Annotated in this window: 19 protein-coding genes; 3 read left to right on the forward strand and 16 right to left on the reverse strand. The window is 68.9% G+C overall.

Going from position 1 to position 14,718, the window contains the following annotated elements; all coding sequences use genetic code 11:
• The 9 genes from rpsC to AC5Y7E_RS05370 form a co-directional block, all read right to left on the reverse strand.
• Nucleotides 1-837, reverse strand: coding sequence for a 30S ribosomal protein S3 (rpsC, locus tag AC5Y7E_RS05330; RefSeq protein ID WP_499918213.1), 837 nt, complete (start codon nt 835-837; stop codon nt 1-3).
• Nucleotides 837-1,391 (reverse strand): 50S ribosomal protein L22, encoded by a 555-nt coding sequence (rplV, locus tag AC5Y7E_RS05335; protein WP_499918212.1) that lies wholly within the window; start codon nt 1,389-1,391, stop codon nt 837-839. The genes rpsC and rplV overlap by 1 nt, the downstream gene beginning before the upstream one ends.
• The gene (gene rpsS, locus AC5Y7E_RS05340; RefSeq protein ID WP_008260806.1) at nt 1,388-1,669 is read right to left on the reverse strand and encodes a 30S ribosomal protein S19; all 282 of its coding nucleotides are present in this window, start codon (nt 1,667-1,669) and stop codon (nt 1,388-1,390) included. The genes rplV and rpsS overlap by 4 nt, the downstream gene beginning before the upstream one ends.
• A 17-nt stretch (nt 1,670-1,686) precedes the next feature.
• The gene (rplB, locus tag AC5Y7E_RS05345) at nt 1,687-2,529 is read right to left on the reverse strand and encodes a 50S ribosomal protein L2 (protein ID WP_007773586.1); all 843 of its coding nucleotides are present in this window, start codon (nt 2,527-2,529) and stop codon (nt 1,687-1,689) included.
• A 27-nt stretch (nt 2,530-2,556) separates the two neighbouring features.
• The gene (gene rplW / locus AC5Y7E_RS05350) at nt 2,557-2,859 is read right to left on the reverse strand and encodes a 50S ribosomal protein L23 (protein WP_067350595.1); all 303 of its coding nucleotides are present in this window, start codon (nt 2,857-2,859) and stop codon (nt 2,557-2,559) included.
• Nucleotides 2,860-3,540 carry a 50S ribosomal protein L4 gene (gene rplD, locus AC5Y7E_RS05355; RefSeq protein WP_499918211.1) on the reverse strand — a complete coding sequence of 227 codons (681 nt, stop codon included), beginning with the start codon at nt 3,538-3,540 and terminating at the stop codon, nt 2,860-2,862. It abuts the gene before it with no gap.
• Nucleotides 3,540-4,193, reverse strand: coding sequence for a 50S ribosomal protein L3 (gene rplC, locus AC5Y7E_RS05360; RefSeq protein WP_499918210.1), 654 nt, complete (start codon nt 4,191-4,193; stop codon nt 3,540-3,542). The genes rplD and rplC overlap by 1 nt, the downstream gene beginning before the upstream one ends.
• Before the next feature lie 13 nt (nt 4,194-4,206).
• Nucleotides 4,207-4,512 (reverse strand): 30S ribosomal protein S10, encoded by a 306-nt coding sequence (gene rpsJ / locus AC5Y7E_RS05365; RefSeq protein ID WP_003873519.1) that lies wholly within the window; start codon nt 4,510-4,512, stop codon nt 4,207-4,209.
• 416 nt (nt 4,513-4,928) lie between these two features.
• Entirely contained in the window at nt 4,929-5,528 is a 600-nt protein-coding gene (locus AC5Y7E_RS05370; protein ID WP_499948311.1) for a TetR/AcrR family transcriptional regulator, read from the reverse strand.
• 145 nt (nt 5,529-5,673) lie between these two features.
• Between AC5Y7E_RS05370 and AC5Y7E_RS05375 the strand changes: the two genes are divergently transcribed.
• The gene (locus tag AC5Y7E_RS05375) at nt 5,674-5,928 is read left to right on the forward strand and encodes a hypothetical protein (protein WP_499947856.1); all 255 of its coding nucleotides are present in this window, start codon (nt 5,674-5,676) and stop codon (nt 5,926-5,928) included.
• 475 nt (nt 5,929-6,403) lie between these two features.
• On the opposite strand, the gene mftG is transcribed toward AC5Y7E_RS05375, so the two are convergent.
• The 7 genes from mftG to mftA all read right to left on the reverse strand — a co-directional run bounded on the left by mftG (nt 6,404) and on the right by mftA (nt 12,949).
• Nucleotides 6,404-7,843: a mycofactocin dehydrogenase MftG gene (gene mftG / locus AC5Y7E_RS05380; RefSeq protein ID WP_499947858.1), complete on the reverse strand. Its 1,440-nt coding sequence runs from the start codon at nt 7,841-7,843 to the stop codon at nt 6,404-6,406.
• A gap of 8 nt (nt 7,844-7,851) precedes the next feature.
• Nucleotides 7,852-9,264, reverse strand: coding sequence for a mycofactocin biosynthesis glycosyltransferase MftF (mftF, locus tag AC5Y7E_RS05385; RefSeq protein ID WP_499918206.1), 1,413 nt, complete (start codon nt 9,262-9,264; stop codon nt 7,852-7,854).
• The gene (gene mftE, locus AC5Y7E_RS05390; RefSeq protein ID WP_499918205.1) at nt 9,261-9,992 is read right to left on the reverse strand and encodes a mycofactocin biosynthesis peptidyl-dipeptidase MftE; all 732 of its coding nucleotides are present in this window, start codon (nt 9,990-9,992) and stop codon (nt 9,261-9,263) included. The genes mftF and mftE overlap by 4 nt, the downstream gene beginning before the upstream one ends.
• Before the next feature lie 164 nt (nt 9,993-10,156).
• Complete coding sequence (gene mftD, locus AC5Y7E_RS05395) at nt 10,157-11,344, reverse strand: pre-mycofactocin synthase MftD (RefSeq protein WP_499947859.1); 1,188 nt, start codon at nt 11,342-11,344, stop codon at nt 10,157-10,159.
• Between the two features lie 2 nt (nt 11,345-11,346).
• Nucleotides 11,347-12,552: a mycofactocin radical SAM maturase gene (gene mftC / locus AC5Y7E_RS05400; protein WP_499947861.1), complete on the reverse strand. Its 1,206-nt coding sequence runs from the start codon at nt 12,550-12,552 to the stop codon at nt 11,347-11,349.
• Nucleotides 12,549-12,875: a mycofactocin biosynthesis chaperone MftB gene (mftB, locus tag AC5Y7E_RS05405; protein WP_499918202.1), complete on the reverse strand. Its 327-nt coding sequence runs from the start codon at nt 12,873-12,875 to the stop codon at nt 12,549-12,551. Before mftB ends, mftC begins: the two co-directional genes overlap by 4 nt.
• A complete protein-coding gene (gene mftA / locus AC5Y7E_RS05410; protein ID WP_463832414.1) occupies nt 12,860-12,949 on the reverse strand; it encodes a mycofactocin precursor MftA in 90 nt (29 codons plus the stop codon). The genes mftB and mftA overlap by 16 nt, the downstream gene beginning before the upstream one ends.
• Before the next feature lie 98 nt (nt 12,950-13,047).
• Between mftA and mftR the strand changes: the two genes are divergently transcribed.
• Together mftR and AC5Y7E_RS05420 are read left to right on the forward strand one after the other, a co-directional pair.
• On the forward strand, nt 13,048-13,644 hold the full coding sequence (gene mftR / locus AC5Y7E_RS05415) for a mycofactocin system transcriptional regulator MftR (RefSeq protein ID WP_499948313.1): 597 nt from the start codon (nt 13,048-13,050) through the stop codon (nt 13,642-13,644).
• Nucleotides 13,641-14,687, forward strand: a complete 1,047-nt coding sequence (locus tag AC5Y7E_RS05420; protein WP_499947863.1) for a DUF2332 domain-containing protein — start codon at nt 13,641-13,643, stop codon at nt 14,685-14,687. The genes mftR and AC5Y7E_RS05420 overlap by 4 nt, the downstream gene beginning before the upstream one ends.
• Nucleotides 14,688-14,718: the final 31 nt, after the last annotated feature.

Below are 14,718 nucleotides of genomic sequence, written 5' to 3' on the forward strand. Positions count from 1 at the left end.
TCAGCTCTCCGTGCTTTGTGGTTCTGCAGCGGGTGCGGTCTGGGTCGCGGCGGCTGCTCCCTCTTCTGCGCTCGCTGCGGCGCGACCGGCTTCGGTGCTGGTGGCCGTGGTGCCCGACGCCCCACTGCGACGCGGGCGGGTGCCCGACGGACGCTCGCGACGCGAGCGCTCGGCGCCCGCCGGAGCCGCGGCGGCCAATTCGCGCTTCCCACCGACGATGTCGCCCTTGTAGATCCACACCTTCACGCCGATCCGGCCGAAGGTCGTCTTGGCTTCGTACAGGCCGTAGTCGATGTCGGCGCGCAGCGTGTGCAGCGGCACCCGGCCCTCGCGGTAGAACTCCGAGCGGCTCATCTCGGCACCACCGAGACGTCCGGAGCACTGCACCCGGATGCCCTTGACGTTGGGCTGGCGCATCGCGGACTGGATGGCCTTGCGCATCGCCCGGCGGAACGCCACGCGGTTGCTCAGCTGCTCGGCGACGCCCTGGGCCACCAATTGCGCCTGGGATTCCGGGTTTCGGACCTCGAGGATGTTGAGCTGCACTTGCTTGCCGGTCAGCTTCTCCAGGTCGGCGCGGATCCGGTCGGCCTCGGTGCCGCGACGGCCGATGACGATGCCGGGACGCGCGGTGTGGATGTCGACCCGGACCCGATCACGGGTGCGCTCGATCTCCACGTCGGCGATCCCGGCGCGCTCCAGGCCGGTCGACAGCAGCCGCCGGATCGCGACGTCCTCCTTGACGTAGTCCGCGTACTGCTTGTCGGCGTACCAGCGTGACTTCCAGTCGGTGGTGATGCCCAGCCGGAAGCCGTGCGGATTGATCTTCTGGCCCACTAGTCTGAGCCTCCCTTCGCGTCAGAGGTCTCAGACGTCTTGGCTTCGGCTTTTGGTGCGGCCTTCTTGGCGGGCGCTTTGGTGGCGGCCTTCTTGGCCGGCGCCTTCTTGGCCGGCGCCTTCTTGGCGGGTGCCTTCGAGGCGGCCTTGCTGGCCTCGGCGCGACGGGTCCGCGCCGACTTCGCCGACCCCTGGTCCTTGCCCGGCCGGCTTTCCACCACGACCGTGATGTGGCTGGTGCGCTTGCGAATCCGGAACGCGCGGCCCTGGGCGCGCGGACGGATGCGCTTGGCAGTAGGTCCCTCGTCGGCGTAGACGGTGGCGACCACCAGGGTCGCCGGGTCCAGCCCGTCGTTGTTCTGCGCGTTGGCCGCGGCACTCGCGATCACCTTGGCCACCGGCTCGCTGGCGGCCTGCGGCGCCCAGCGCAAGATGTCCAGCGCGTCGGCCACCGAGCGGCCGCGCACCAGGTCGATCACCCGGCGCGCCTTTCTCGGCGACACCCGCACGAAACGCGCTTTGGCCACCGCCGATGGGAATTCCGTTGTGGTCATCGCCGTTTGGCCTTCCGGTCGTCCTTGATGTGTCCCTTGAAGGTTCGGGTGGGCGCGAACTCACCAAGCTTGTGGCCGACCATCGACTCGGTGACGAACACCGGGACGTGCTTGCGTCCGTCGTGGACGGCGAAGGTGTGGCCGATGAAGTCAGGAATGATCGTCGAACGCCGCGACCATGTCTTGATCACCTGTTTGGTGTTCTTCTCGTTCTGCGTGTCCACCTTCTTGAGCAGGTGGCCATCGACGAACGGGCCCTTCTTCAGGCTGCGTGGCATGTGCTACTCCTGACTTCCTAGCGACCGTGCTTCTTGCCGGTGCGCCGGCGTCGGACAATGAGCTTGTTACTGGCCTTGTTCGGGTGGCGGGTGCGGCCCTCGGGCTTGCCCCACGGGCTCACCGGGTGACGACCACCGGAGGTCTTACCCTCACCACCACCGTGCGGGTGGTCCACCGGGTTCATGACCACACCACGAACCGAAGGGCGCTTGCCCTTCCACCGCATCCGGCCGGCCTTGCCCCAGTTGATGTTCGCCTGCTCGGCGTTGCCGACCTCGCCGACAGTGGCGCGGCAGCGCACGTCGACGCGGCGGATCTCACCGCTGGGCATACGCAGCGACGCGTAGGTGCCCTCTTTACCGAGCAGCTGGATGCTCGACCCGGCCGACCGCGCCAGCTTGGCGCCACCGCCCGGTCGCAGTTCGACGGCGTGGATCACGGTACCGGCCGGGATGTTGCGCAGCGGCAGGTTATTACCCGGCTTGATGTCCGCGTTCGGGCCGCACTCCACCACGTCGCCCTGTGAAAGTCCCTGCGGCGCAATGATGTAGCGCTTCTCGCCGTCCAGGAAATGCAGCAACGCGATGTTGGCGGTCCGGTTCGGGTCGTACTCGATGTGCGCGACCTTCGCGTTCACGCCGTCCTTGTCGTTGCGGCGGAAGTCGATCACCCGGTAGGCGCGCTTGTGGCCACCACCCTTGTGGCGGGTGGTGATGCGGCCGTGCGCGTTTCGCCCACCGTGGCCGTGCAGCGGGCGCACCAGCGACTTCTCCGGGGTGGAACGGGTGACCTCGGAGAAATCGGACACGCTCGAGCCGCGACGGCCGGGGCTCGTCGGCTTGTACTTACGAATTGCCATGTCTAATCAGGTTTCCTCTCGCGGCGGCTACGCCGGTGCCCCGAACAGATCGATCGGCTTGCTACCCGGCGCCAGCGTGACGATGGCCCGCTTGGTGCTCTTGCGCTTGCCGAACCCGGTCCTGGTGCGCTTCCGCTTACCTTGCCGGTTCGCGGTGTTCACCGACGCGACCTTGACGGAGAAGATCTTCTCGACGGCGATCTTGATCTGCGTCTTGTTCGAATCGGGGTGCACCACAAACGTGTACACGTTGTCGTCGAGCAACGAATACGACTTCTCCGAGATGACCGGGCCCAGAATGATGTCGCGGGGGTCAGTGATGGTCGCCATTTACGCCGAAACCTCCACATCTTTATCGGCGGCACCGCCGGTGGCCCCGGCGATGTAGGCGTTTAGCGCCTCGACGCTGAACACCACGTCGTCCGAGCGCAGCACGTCATAGGTGTTGAGCTGGTCGGGGGCCAGGATGTGCACGCCCGGCAGGTTGCGCACGCTCTTGGCGCCGGCCTCGTCGCTGCGGCCGATCACGACCAGCACCCGCTTGCGGTCGGTCAGCGTGCCCAGGAACGCCCTGGCGTTCTTGGTGGACGGCGTCTGACCGGAGACCAGCTCGGTGATCGCGTGAATGCGGCCGTTGCGCGCCCGGTCGGACAACGCGCCGCGCAACGCCGCGGCGATCATCTTCTTGGGGGTGCGCTGGCTGTAGTCGCGGGGCTTGGGACCGTGCACGACGCCACCGCCGGTGAACTGCGGGGCCCGCGTCGAACCCTGGCGGGCCCGGCCGGTTCCCTTCTGCCGGTACGGCTTACGGCCACCGCCGCTGACGTCGCCGCGCGTCTTGGTCGAGTGCGTGCCCTGGCGAGCCGCCGCCCGCTGCGCGGTGACGACCTGGTGCATCAGCGCGATATTGGCCGGCGCGTCGAACAATTCGGCCGGCAGCTCGATCGAGCCCTCGACCTTGCCGGCCGGCGTCTTGACGTCGATCTTGAGCGTCTTGGAGCCTTGTGCCATCACTTCTCACCTCGTTTGACCGCGCTGCGGACCACGACGAGTCCACCGGTGCGGCCGGGGACCGCGCCCTTGATCAGCAGCACGCCGTTCTCGGTATCGACCTTGTGCACCAACAGGTTCTGGACGGTCACCCGGTCGCTACCCATCCGGCCCGACATCCGGGTGCCCTTGAACACCCGGGCGGGGGTGGCGCAGCCACCGATCGAGCCCGGGCGGCGGTGCACCGCCTGGGCACCGTGGCTGGCGCCCTGGCCTCGGAAGCCGTGGCGCTTCATGGTGCCGGCGAAGCCCTTGCCCTTCGAGGTTCCCGTGACGTCGACGTAGGCGCCGTCGGCGAAGATCTCCGCCGTCAGCTCCTGGCCGACCTCGTACTCGGCGACCGCCTCGGGGTTCTCCAGCCGCAGCTCGGCCAGGAACCGGCGCGGGTTCACTCCCGCGGCGGCGTACTGACCGGTCACCGGCTTGTTGACCTTGCGGGGACTGATCTCGCCGTAGGCCAGCTGCACGGCGCTGTAGCCGTCGCGCTCGGGGGTACGGATCCGGGTCACCACGTTCGGGCCGGCCTTGACGACCGTCACCGGCACGACCCTGTTGTTCTCGTCGAACACCTGCGTCATGCCCAGCTTGGTACCCAGAATGCCTTTTCTTGCCATGAGTCTGGATCTCCTACTGGATGTTGACGTCGACACTGGCCGGAAGGTCGATGCGCATCAGCGCGTCGACGGTCTTCGGCGTCGGGTCGAGGATGTCGATCAGCCGCTTGTGCGTGCGCATCTCGAAGTGCTCCCGCGAGTCCTTGTACTTGTGCGGGGAGCGGATGACGCAATACACGTTCTTCTCAGTCGGCAGCGGCACCGGACCTACAACACTGGCACCCGTGCGGACGACGGTCTCGACGATCTTGCGCGCCGACGCGTCAATAGCCTCATGGTCGTAGGCCTTAAGCCTGATGCGGATCTTCTGTCCCGCCACGCTTCTCCTACCCTCACTCCTGTTGAGGCCCGAATCCGGGCCTGGTGCCACCGGCGCGCCGATCGGGCCGGCCAACTCTGGGCCGATCGAGCGTTGCGCCGGATACTGCGCCGCTGTTTACCTGTCGTGGTCCACCGGCCCCCGCGGTCGGGCGTGTCACCCTCACGCAGCCTCATCCGCGATCGAAATTCGTCGCTCTCAAAGGATGGGACCGGACGCGCCCGTTTGGACGCTGGTCGTATGCCCGACCAGGCGCAAACCCGGCTCAAGGCAACCTGAACAGTATGCCTGAAGATCGTGCCCCGACAAAATTCGGCCGCGATCTCGGGCCGAATCCCCCGCACCCGACTCGACGAGGGTAGCGCCGGAGCCCAAACGGGCTGGTCAGAGGGCTCCAGGCGGCGGGCGGCAGACGCTTAGGCCCCGGCCGATTCGACGTCGGCCGCGCCCGCCGTGCCGCACTGCACATGTAAGAAGCCGTCGACGGCGGCCAGCGCGCACTGGCGGTAGTCGAAATCGGGCAGGGTGGACAGGCGGCCCAGCACCAGCGGGCCGATGAGCAGGGCGATCGCCCGCGACCGGTCCACCTCCCCCAGCTCGGCGGCCTGCGGGCTGTCGAAGATGGCATCGAAGGGCTCCGCGTACTGCTGGGCGATGCGCTCGCGCAGGGTGGTGATCGCCGCGCTGTCGGCGTTGCCGCTGCGCCGCGGCTCGGGCAGGCCCTCCAGATCACGTCCCAGCGCCAGCCACGACATCGCGGTCATGAGGGTGGGCGCCTGCGCCACGGATTCGGCCTGGGCCAGCACCACCGCGATCAGGCGGTCGCGCAGCGAACCCTCCGCCGGCGGGGCGGGCGACGCCGGAATCAGGCTGTTGAAAGCGGCTGCCAGTAAATCGTTTCCGCTCGGGAAGTGGCGATACAGGGTCGCCCTGGCGACGTTGGCGGTGCGGGTCACGGCGTCGACGGTCACCGCGCTGGGACCCCCGGCACGCAACAGCGTGACGGCGGCTTCCAGCAGCCTGGCCCGCGACCGCGCGGGGCGCGGGTCGGACGTCTCGGCGGTAATTGTGACCCACCTCCCGGTTCCAACACGAGACTATCGGTCTGCCTACAAGACTATTGGTCTCGAAACTTCGCACCCTCGCTAGGAGGCGCACCGCATGGTCGACACCTTCGTTCGGTCTGACCAGCACCAGCGTACTGACGCGAGCGGCGTCGACGACAGCCTGCGGGCACGAAACTGGACGCCGGCCGTCGCCCGCATCGCCGTAGCCCTGGTGGTGTGGGGCGGGCTCGTCGTCGGCGCGGTGATCGCCGCGGGGTTGGGCGGCCTCGAATTGCGCCTGGCGTTGCAGGCAACCACTGCTGGACGTCCGGCTGTTCGCCCGGTGCGACGGCTGCCGTCGCGTCACTGAACGCCCCAGCCCCAATGCCGTTGTCCAACAGTGGATTCAACGCGTAAGACACCGCCGCGAAATACTTGCGACCGCTCGCCGTATCTGGTATCAGAGATGTATATCGACAGATACAAATCATCTCTGTACTCCCGAGGTGGATGTGGTGTTGATGGGCGTTACGAGCGTGGTTCAGCCGGCATGCGCGGCGATCAGGGCGCGGGAGCGTTCGCCTCCGTCATGCCAACGTCTTTCGCACTTCGGCGAGAGGAGGTAACTGACCAAAGACAAGCACGAGCTATCGAACAATGAGATGGCGGTCGTGCCGTCCACGAATATTGCGACGCATCGTTCGCGCGACGCACATCTGCGCGCGCACAGCCACTTGTCGTGGCCATCTACGTGGACCGCATGATCTCCGCGGTCTCTTCGGGCGGGCCGCTGCCCGGTCGCCGCTTTCGGTGACCGCGTCGCGGCCCGCCCACTGCCTTCGCCATCACTGAACGAACTTTGCGGCCCGGTGCCCGATCATCACGATCGTGGCGTGCGGGCCGCGGCTGGTGATCGCGGGGAGGATAGAGCCGTCGATCACCCACAGGTTGTCGATGCCGAGCACCCGGCAGCGGGAGTCGACGACGGCGCGCGGGTCGGCGTCGGGGCCCATCGGTGCGGTGCCGCACAGGTGTTGGGACGTCGACCAGATTGCCGCCGCGGCATCGATTGTGCCGCGGGACAATTCGCGGGCCAGCTCGCTGCCGCGGCGCAGCGCCGCGACGTCTTCGGGCTCGCTGTCGTAGCGGTGTTCGATCCGCGGCGCCACGTCGGGATCGGCCGAGACCAGCGAAATGCGCCCGCGCGCGCGTGGCTGCATCAGCGCCACCCCGATGTGGGGCCAGTCGGCATGCCCGGCGGTGCCGTCACCGGTCATCGCGACGAATCCGCCTGTGTAAGGCCTGATCTCGAGATCGTCGGCCGTGCAGAGCACCACCTCGAGCACGGGCCGTCCGGGTGCCACCGCCCATTCGGTGGGCAGCACCCACTCGGCATGGTCGGTGAACGACGTGCCCACCGGCAGCGGCACCACCACCGGTACTCCCGCGGCGCTCAGCATCGGTTCGTCGCCGATACCCGAGGCCATGAGCAGCCGCGCCGTTTCGATCGCGCCGGCGCACAACACGACCCGGTCGGCGGTCAGGGTCACCCCTCCGCCGGGACCCATCGCGTCGACGCCGACCGCGACGGTGCCGGCGAAACGCAACCGGGCGGCCCGGGTCCGCGCGCGCAGGTGCAGGTTCGGCCGGCTCAGCGCCGGGATCAGGTAGCCCGCGCCGGGGCCGCGCCGTACGCCGTCGACGATGTTGAGCGGGACGGCCCCGATTCCCGAAACGTGCTCCGGCGCACAGTCATTGAGGTCGGGAATCCAGCCGAATCCGGCGCGCTCGGCGGCGGCGATGAATCGCTCGGTGGTCCCGGTCATTTCGTGCGTGCGGCGCACCTGGATGGGCCCGCTGTTGCCGTGGGCGGGACCATCGAAGTCCAGGTCGTTCTCGATGGCGCGGAAGCTGTCCAGCACGTCGGACCATCCCCAGCCCTCGATGGCGAGGCGATCGAAGTCCCGCGGCAACCCGCGGCAGAAGTAGCCGCCGTTGATGGCGCCCGATCCGCCCACCGTCGCCCCGCGCACCAGCGGGTGCTGGCGGACCGGTTCGTCGGTGAGCCGGGTCTGGTAGCGCTGGACCAGCGGACTGCCGGCGCCGATCGGCAACTGCAACCCGTTGGCCGTCTGGGCGAGCAGTCCGGGGTCGTCGAGCGCCGGGCCCGCCTCGAGGACCGTCACCGTGCACCGCGGATCGGCGGAAAGGCGTTCCGCAACAACCGATCCTGCACTGCCGGCGCCGACGATCAGCACATCGCTGTGCGAGGCGGCTGCGGTCAAGGTGGTGGTTAACTCCGGATCTGGGGCTTCAGGGCGCGCGCGTTGCGCTCCCGTAGCACACCCCACCACAACCCGAGCCCGTACGCCAGGTCGTCGACGCGTTTGAGCACCAGGTAGGTCGGCAGCCCGATCGGTTCGACATCGTCGCTGATGGCGTCGCGGCGGCGAAGCCAGTCGACCACCCCATCCATGACGGCCGCGACCAGAACGACCCGCCGGAAGTGACGCGACATGGCCGCGGCCAGCAACGCCAGCGGCCAGTAGTGCCGGCACAGCGCGGACGCCAGCTGCAACGCCGCGGACCACAGGCCGCGTCCCGCGATCATCGCGACATCGGTCATCGACGTCTCGGCGTTGCGCATCGCCCGCGCGATCCGGTGACCGGTCAACACGGCGAAGACCACGGACACCAGCCGCGACAGGGTGGACCCGAACGCCATCAGGATCCACGTCATCAGCGCCCAGCCGGAAATCACCACCGGGGCCGTCTTGTCCGGGTGGCGTACCGAGAGCGGGGCCGCCGAACCGCCGTAAAAGGCTTTGCGCGCAAGCCAATCCCGCAACTCGGTGCGGTGGTCGTGGGCGACCAGCGCGATCGGCTCGTAGCGCAGCCGAACGCCGGCCTCGATGAGCCGCCAGCACAGGTCGACGTCCTCGCCGGACTGCAGGGTCTCGTCGAACCCGCCGACCCCCCGGATCGCCGCACACCGGCAGATGATCGCCGCGCTGGGCACGTAGGACACCGTGCTGTGCGGCAGCACGGGCGCCTCACGCTCCCCGAGGTCGAGCGAGGAGTGCACCGCCTCGTAGCGCGCCACGACGTTCTCGTTGTGCGACAGGCCCACGATGCGGGGCGCGACCAGGCCGACCGTGGGATCGCAGAAGTGACCGAGCAGGGCCTCCAGCCAGCCCCGGCGCGGCGCGACATCGGAGTCCAGGAAGGCGACGAAGTCCGTCCGGCAGGCCGCCAGCCCGGTGTTGCGGGCCGCCGCCGGGCCCTTGCTGCGGTGGTGGCGCAGCACCTCGATGTCACAGTGCGCGCCGACGAAATCTTCCGGTTCGACGGGAGGAAACGAGCCGTCGTCCACCACGACGATGCGCAGCCCACGCAGGGAGCTGACCAAGCGGCGCACTCCAGAAAGGTTGTCGCGCACCGGGATTACCACCGTCACGTCATGGTGTGACGGCCCACCGGCGGGCCGCGGATGTGCCACCGTGGCGTCCAGCAGCGTGCGGGCAAGCTGGGCGCTGAGGTCGTCGCGCACCTTCAGCCGGCCATCCGAGAGCATGTCCTGCGCGGCGGGGGCCAACTTCAGCAGCCGGGTCGGCGAACCGCCGAGCAGCGCCGAGCCGTCGCCGAGCACCCGCACGCGGCGGTCGACCTGAACGGCGAACCCGTTCGGCAGCCGGGGCGCGGTCACCTGAGCATCCCGTCCGGCCCGGGCCGCCATCGGACGACTCGACGGACACACCCGTCGACCATCTCGGTCAAGATCCGCTCGCCCTCGGCGGCGGTGGCGGTGGTCGGGTCGCCCAGCACGCCGACCGGGCTGACCGCCGCGACTCCCCCACGGCGCATCGACCCGAGCAGCTCGGGCAGGGGTGCGACGTTGCCCGGCACCCACTCGTCGGTCCGGACGACGGCCGGTGAGATGTGCAGCAACAGTGATGTTTCGGTATGGCCGGCGTGGGCGTCGCCGCCGGCGGTCAGGCAGGCAGACCAGCCGACGTCGCGGCCCTCGGCGCGCAACTGGGCCACCGCCCGGCTGCACGCCGTGACGTTGCCGCCGTGACCGTTGACGAAGACCAGGCGCCGGGCCCAGGCGGCCGCTGACCTGCCGTACTCGACCAGCAGCAACGTCAACGCCTCGGTGCCCAGCGAGACCGTTCCGGCGAAACTCTGGTGCTCGCCGCTGGCGCCGTAGGCGACGGCGGGCGCCACCAGCCAGTCGGGTCCGAGGCGCGGCGCAGCGCCGACGGCGACCGCCGTCGCGATCCGGGTGTCGGTGTCCAGCGGCAGGTGCGGGCCGTGTTGTTCGGTCGACCCCAGCGGAACCAATACCGACGCCGACATGCTCGATAGCTGGCTCGACGTCGCGGTTCCCAAGTCGCCGAGTACGGACACTCGGTGATGGTAGGACGAATTCACCTGGCGTGCACCAATTGTTGGAGCTTGAAAATAACTTTTTTTCTCCGGCCGTTCACCGGGCGTTCGAATCGTGGGCTCGTCCGTCACGGTTACCCCGCCCGTATCACGATTTGCGGCCGCGTCACTTAATCCGGAGATGTCCGCCCGGCATGGCCAGGCTTTCCCTACGCGCCGCCCGAGTGCACGCCCAGCGCCCGGGTGAATCCGGACGGCACCAGGACGTGGTCGGGTCCGAGGTCGTGAACCGAGGACAACCCGAGACCCATCAGCGCCGAGTCGATGCCGCCCCGCAAGATGTCGAGAACGTTCTCCACGCCCGGTTGGCCGGCCGCGGCCAGCCCCCACAGATAGGCGCGGCCGATCATCACCGCGCGCGCTCCCAACGCGACGGCCTTGACGACGTCGCTGCCGCGCCGGACGCCGCCGTCGAGCAGCACCTCGATCTGATCGCCGACGGCGGCCGCCACCGCGGGCAGGGCACGGATCGAGGCCGGCGTGCCGTCCAGATTGTTGCCACCGTGATTCGAGACCGAAATGGCCGAAACCCCGGCGTCCACCGCCTTTTTGGCGTCATCGACGCGCATCACGCCCTTGAGCATGAACGGGCCGCCCCACAGCTCGCGCAGCCAGGCGATGTCCTCCCAGGTCGGCGGCGGAGTGCCCATCCACTCCCCGTACGCCTGAAAGAACGGGGGGCCCGGCTCGCCGCGGCGGGCCTGGTTGGGCACCCGCAGCTCCGGGGGCCGCATGGTCTTAGCCCACTGCAGGAACCACCGCGGTTTGGTGATGACCTCCGGGCTCATCTTGACGATGGTCTTGAAGTCCATCTTCTCCGGGATCGACGGGCTGCCCCAGTCCCGGCCGTGCGAGAAGCTCCAGTCGGTGGTGACGATCAGCCCCACCGCCCCGGCGGCGCGAGCGCGCTCGACCCGCGCGGCGATCGCGTCGCGGTCACCCAGCCAGTACACCTGAAAGAACACCTTGGGGTTCGCCGCGATGACCTCTTCGATCGGCTTGCTGGCGAACGATGACAGCCCCATGGCGGTGCCACGGGCCGCGGCGGCACGCGCCACGGCGACCTCGCCGTCGGGGTGCACCGCCTGCACGCCGGTCGGTGAGATCAGCACGGGTAGCGAAATGTCTTGCCCCATAACGCTGGTCGACAAGTCGCGCTTCTCCTGCGCACCGATCACGTGCGGCGCGAATCCGAGTTCGCTGTAGGCTGCCACGTTGTCGGAGACCGTGACTCCCTTCTCGCTGGCCGAAATCAGCGACGAATAGGCCGATTTCGGCAGCCGCCGCTTGGCGCGTTGCTGCGCGATGGCGACGGTTTCAAACCATGCGTCGGCCACCGCTACACCGGGCTTTCGTTACACATGCGCGCAGGCGGCGCGGCCGGCGTGACCGCCGGTGGTCGCAGCGACAGCGTGAGCGGCACCGGCTGGCGGATGCGCTTGCCGCGGGAGTGATCGGCGCGGGGACGCGGCGTCTCGCGGTCGTGCGCCAGCGCCGTGACGCTGTGGCCCTGTACGCATTCGGGGTCCGGTCCGTCCAGCGGCAGGCCGGTGAAGAATTTGGCGGCCATGCATCCGCCCCGGCAGCTGTCGTAGTGCCCGCAGCTGCCGCAGGCGCCCGCCGACTGGGGCTCGCGCAGCTCGCGGAACAGCGGGGCGTTTTTCCAGACGTTGGAGAAACCGCTGTCGGACAATACGTTTCCGGCCAGGAAGCGGTCGTGGATGGCGAACGGGCACGCGTAGACGTCGCCGACCGGGTCGATCAGGCACACGACGCGACCAGCGCCGCACATGTTCAGACCGGCCAGGGCGCCGGATTGGCCGAGCGGAGCGAGGTGGAAGAACGAGTCGCCGGTGAGCACCCGCTCGCCCTTGGCGACCAGCCAGTCATACAACTGGACCTGCTGGTCGGCGGTGGGGTGCAGTTCCTCCCAGACATCGGCGCCACGCCCGGACGGGCGGAGCCGGGTGATGCGCAGCGTGGCGCCGTAACGGCTTGCCAGCGCGGCGAATTCGTCGAGTTGGTCGACGTTGTGCCGGGTGACGACCACGGAGATCTTGGCGTCGGAGAAACCGGCGTCGGCAAGGTTTTCCAGCGCTCGCACCGCCATGTCGAACGATCCGGGCCCGCGGACGGCGTCGTTGACCTCGGCGGTGGCGCCGTCCAGCGAGATCTGCACGTCGACGTAGTCGCTGGCGGCCAGCCGAGCGGCGACCTCGGGTGTGATCCGGACGCCGTTCGTGGAGAATTTCACGCCGACGTGGTGTTCGGTCGCGTAGTCGACCAGCTCCCAGAAGTCCGGGCGCACAGTGGGTTCCCCGCCACCGATGTTGACGTAGAACACCTGCATGCGTTCCAGCTCATCGATGATGTCCATGCACTGACGGGTGGACAGCTCTCGCGGATCCCGCTTGCCCGACGACGACAGGCAGTGCACACAGGCGAGGTTGCAGGCGTACGTCAGCTCCCAGGTGAGGCAGATCGGCGCGTCCAGCCCGCGCTCGAACTGCTCGATCAGCCGGGGTACAGGGGCCGCTGTTGTCATTGATCGTCCTTCCGGGGCACCAGCATGTTGGACTCGACGAGCACCCCCAGCGCGTGCAGATACGGCGCCTGCGCGGCGTCGTCCACTCCCGCCGCGCGGCAGGCGGCCCGGACGTCGGCGTGGTCGGCCAGCGACTGCACCACGGTGAGGATGGTGCGGTTCTTCAGGAACGACAGCTTGCGGGTACCGAAGTGGTAGAGCAGCGCGCCGAACGGTTCCGGCCGAACCGCCACCTGCGGGTGCAATCGCCAGCCGCGATCAGGATCGAACGACGTCGGCGTCCGAGCCTGCGCGGGCGCGGGCACGGTCAGTAGACCCCGCACATGCCGTCGATGGACACCTCTTCGACCAGGGTCTCGGCGACGAGCTGGGTGTCGGTTTCGGTCTCGTGGTCCACGGGGCTTGCCTTTCGTCCGGTCTTGACAACGATGGGAGCTGAGTCACACTCGCCGTCAGAATATGGCATCGAGTGCCGAAATGGAAGGGCGGGGTCTGATGGTGCCGCAGCCGCGGGTGGGCAGGCGCCGCTCGACCACCCCGCACCACATCACCGACGTCGCGATCGACATGTTCGCGGCCCGCGGTTTCGCCGACGTGAGCGTCGACGATGTCGCCGAGGCCGCGGGCATCTCCCGCCGGACCCTGTTCCGGTATTACGCATCCAAGAACGCCATTCCGTGGGGCGACTTCGACAACCACCTTGCCCACCTGCGCGATTTGCTCGACGACGTCGATGCTGACGTGCGCCTGGGCGATGCGCTGCGCGCTGCGTTGTTGGCGTTCAACACCTTTGACGAATCCGAGATGGCCCGCCACCGGCAGCGCATGCGGGTGATCCTGCAAACCGCTGAGCTGCAAGCGTATTCGATGACGATGTATGCGGGCTGGCGGGAGGTGATCGCGGGATTCGTGGCGCGCCGGCTGGACTGCAAGACCACCGATCTGGCGCCCCAGACGGTCGCCTGGACGATGCTCGGGGTGGCCTTGTCGGCATACGAGCACTGGCTGAGCGACGAATCCGTACCGCTGCCGGTCGCCCTGGGCAATGCCTTCGACGTCGTTGGCGCGGGGCTGGACGGGTGGGGCAGGTGACGGCCGAGCACCTGCTGCACACCCTGCGGTCACAGGGCAGCTTCTGCGCCTCGTCGGGATCGCCGATGTATGGCGAGCTGTTCGAGTTGGTGGCCGGCGACGTCGAAGCCGGCGGTGTCTTCGCGACCGTCTTGTCCGGGCGCGAGGACGCGCCGTCGCGCGACGCGGTGCCGCTGCGGTTGCTCGGCGGGCTACACCGACTGGTGCTCGACGGCCGGGCGGCGCGGTTACGCCGCTTCTACCCCAGCACCGGGGGCCGGTGGGACGCCCGGTCCGCCTGGCCGGAAATCCTCGACACGGCCGCCGGTCACGTCGACATGCTGCGCGCGGCGCTCGGCCACCCACCGCAGACCAACGAGGTGGGCCGATCGGCCGCCCTGATCGGCGGGCTGCTGCACATCAACCACGAATTCGGCTTGCCGATAAGGCTTTACGAGATCGGGTCGAGCGCAGGACTGAACCTGCGCGGGGATCACTACCGCTACGGGTTCGCCGGTGGGCAGTGGGGGCCGGACGACTCGCCGGTGACCATCGACGACGCATGGCGCGGCGCCCTGCCACCCCGGCGCGACGTGCGGATCGTGGCGCGCCACGGCTATGACATCGCGCCCGTCGACGTCGGTGACGCCGACGGGGAGCTGACGGTGCTGAGCTACGTGTGGCCCGATCAGGGTGCCCGGCTGGCGCGGCTGCGCGGCGCCATCGAGGTGGCCCGCCGGGTCCCGGCCGTGCTCGAGCGCCGCACGGCGGCCGACGCGGTCGCCGGCCTGACGCTGGCCGACGGGGCGCTGACTGTCCTGTGGCATTCGATCACCTGGCAGTATCTGTCCGCCGAGGAACGCGGCGCCGTGCGCGCCCATCTGGACTCGCTGGCCGCGTGCGCCGATGCGCGCTCGCCGTTCGTCCACCTCACGATGGAGCCCGCGCGTGACGGGCCGGGCGCACCGATCAAGTTCCTGGTGCGTGCCCGCGTCTGGCCGGGGGGCGGTCCGCAGGTGCTGGGCGAATGTCATCCGCATGGCCCGCCGGTGGACTGGCAATGATCCGGCGCAGTCGAGCGAGCGAAAGTCCGTG

Source organism: Mycobacterium sp. NGS17 (genome assembly GCF_059813205.1).

What these genes read in the sequence shown, in the direction of transcription:
- rplV (WP_499918212.1), bottom strand. Translation starts at nt 1,391, where the DNA reads ATGACCACAACGGAATTCCCATCGGCGGTGGCCAAAGCGCGTTTCGTG.
- rpsS (WP_008260806.1), bottom strand. Translation starts at nt 1,669, where the DNA reads ATGCCACGCAGCCTGAAGAAGGGCCCGTTCGTCGATGGCCACCTGCTC.
- rplB (WP_007773586.1), bottom strand. Translation starts at nt 2,529, where the DNA reads ATGGCAATTCGTAAGTACAAGCCGACGAGCCCCGGCCGTCGCGGCTCG.
- rplW (WP_067350595.1), bottom strand. Translation starts at nt 2,859, where the DNA reads ATGGCGACCATCACTGACCCCCGCGACATCATTCTGGGCCCGGTCATC.
- rplD (WP_499918211.1), bottom strand. Translation starts at nt 3,540, where the DNA reads ATGGCACAAGGCTCCAAGACGCTCAAGATCGACGTCAAGACGCCGGCC.
- rplC (WP_499918210.1), bottom strand. Translation starts at nt 4,193, where the DNA reads ATGGCAAGAAAAGGCATTCTGGGTACCAAGCTGGGCATGACGCAGGTG.
- AC5Y7E_RS05375 (WP_499947856.1), top strand. Translation starts at nt 5,674, where the DNA reads ATGGTCGACACCTTCGTTCGGTCTGACCAGCACCAGCGTACTGACGCG.
- mftC (WP_499947861.1), bottom strand. Translation starts at nt 12,552, where the DNA reads ATGACAACAGCGGCCCCTGTACCCCGGCTGATCGAGCAGTTCGAGCGC.
- mftR (WP_499948313.1), top strand. Translation starts at nt 13,048, where the DNA reads ATGGTGCCGCAGCCGCGGGTGGGCAGGCGCCGCTCGACCACCCCGCAC.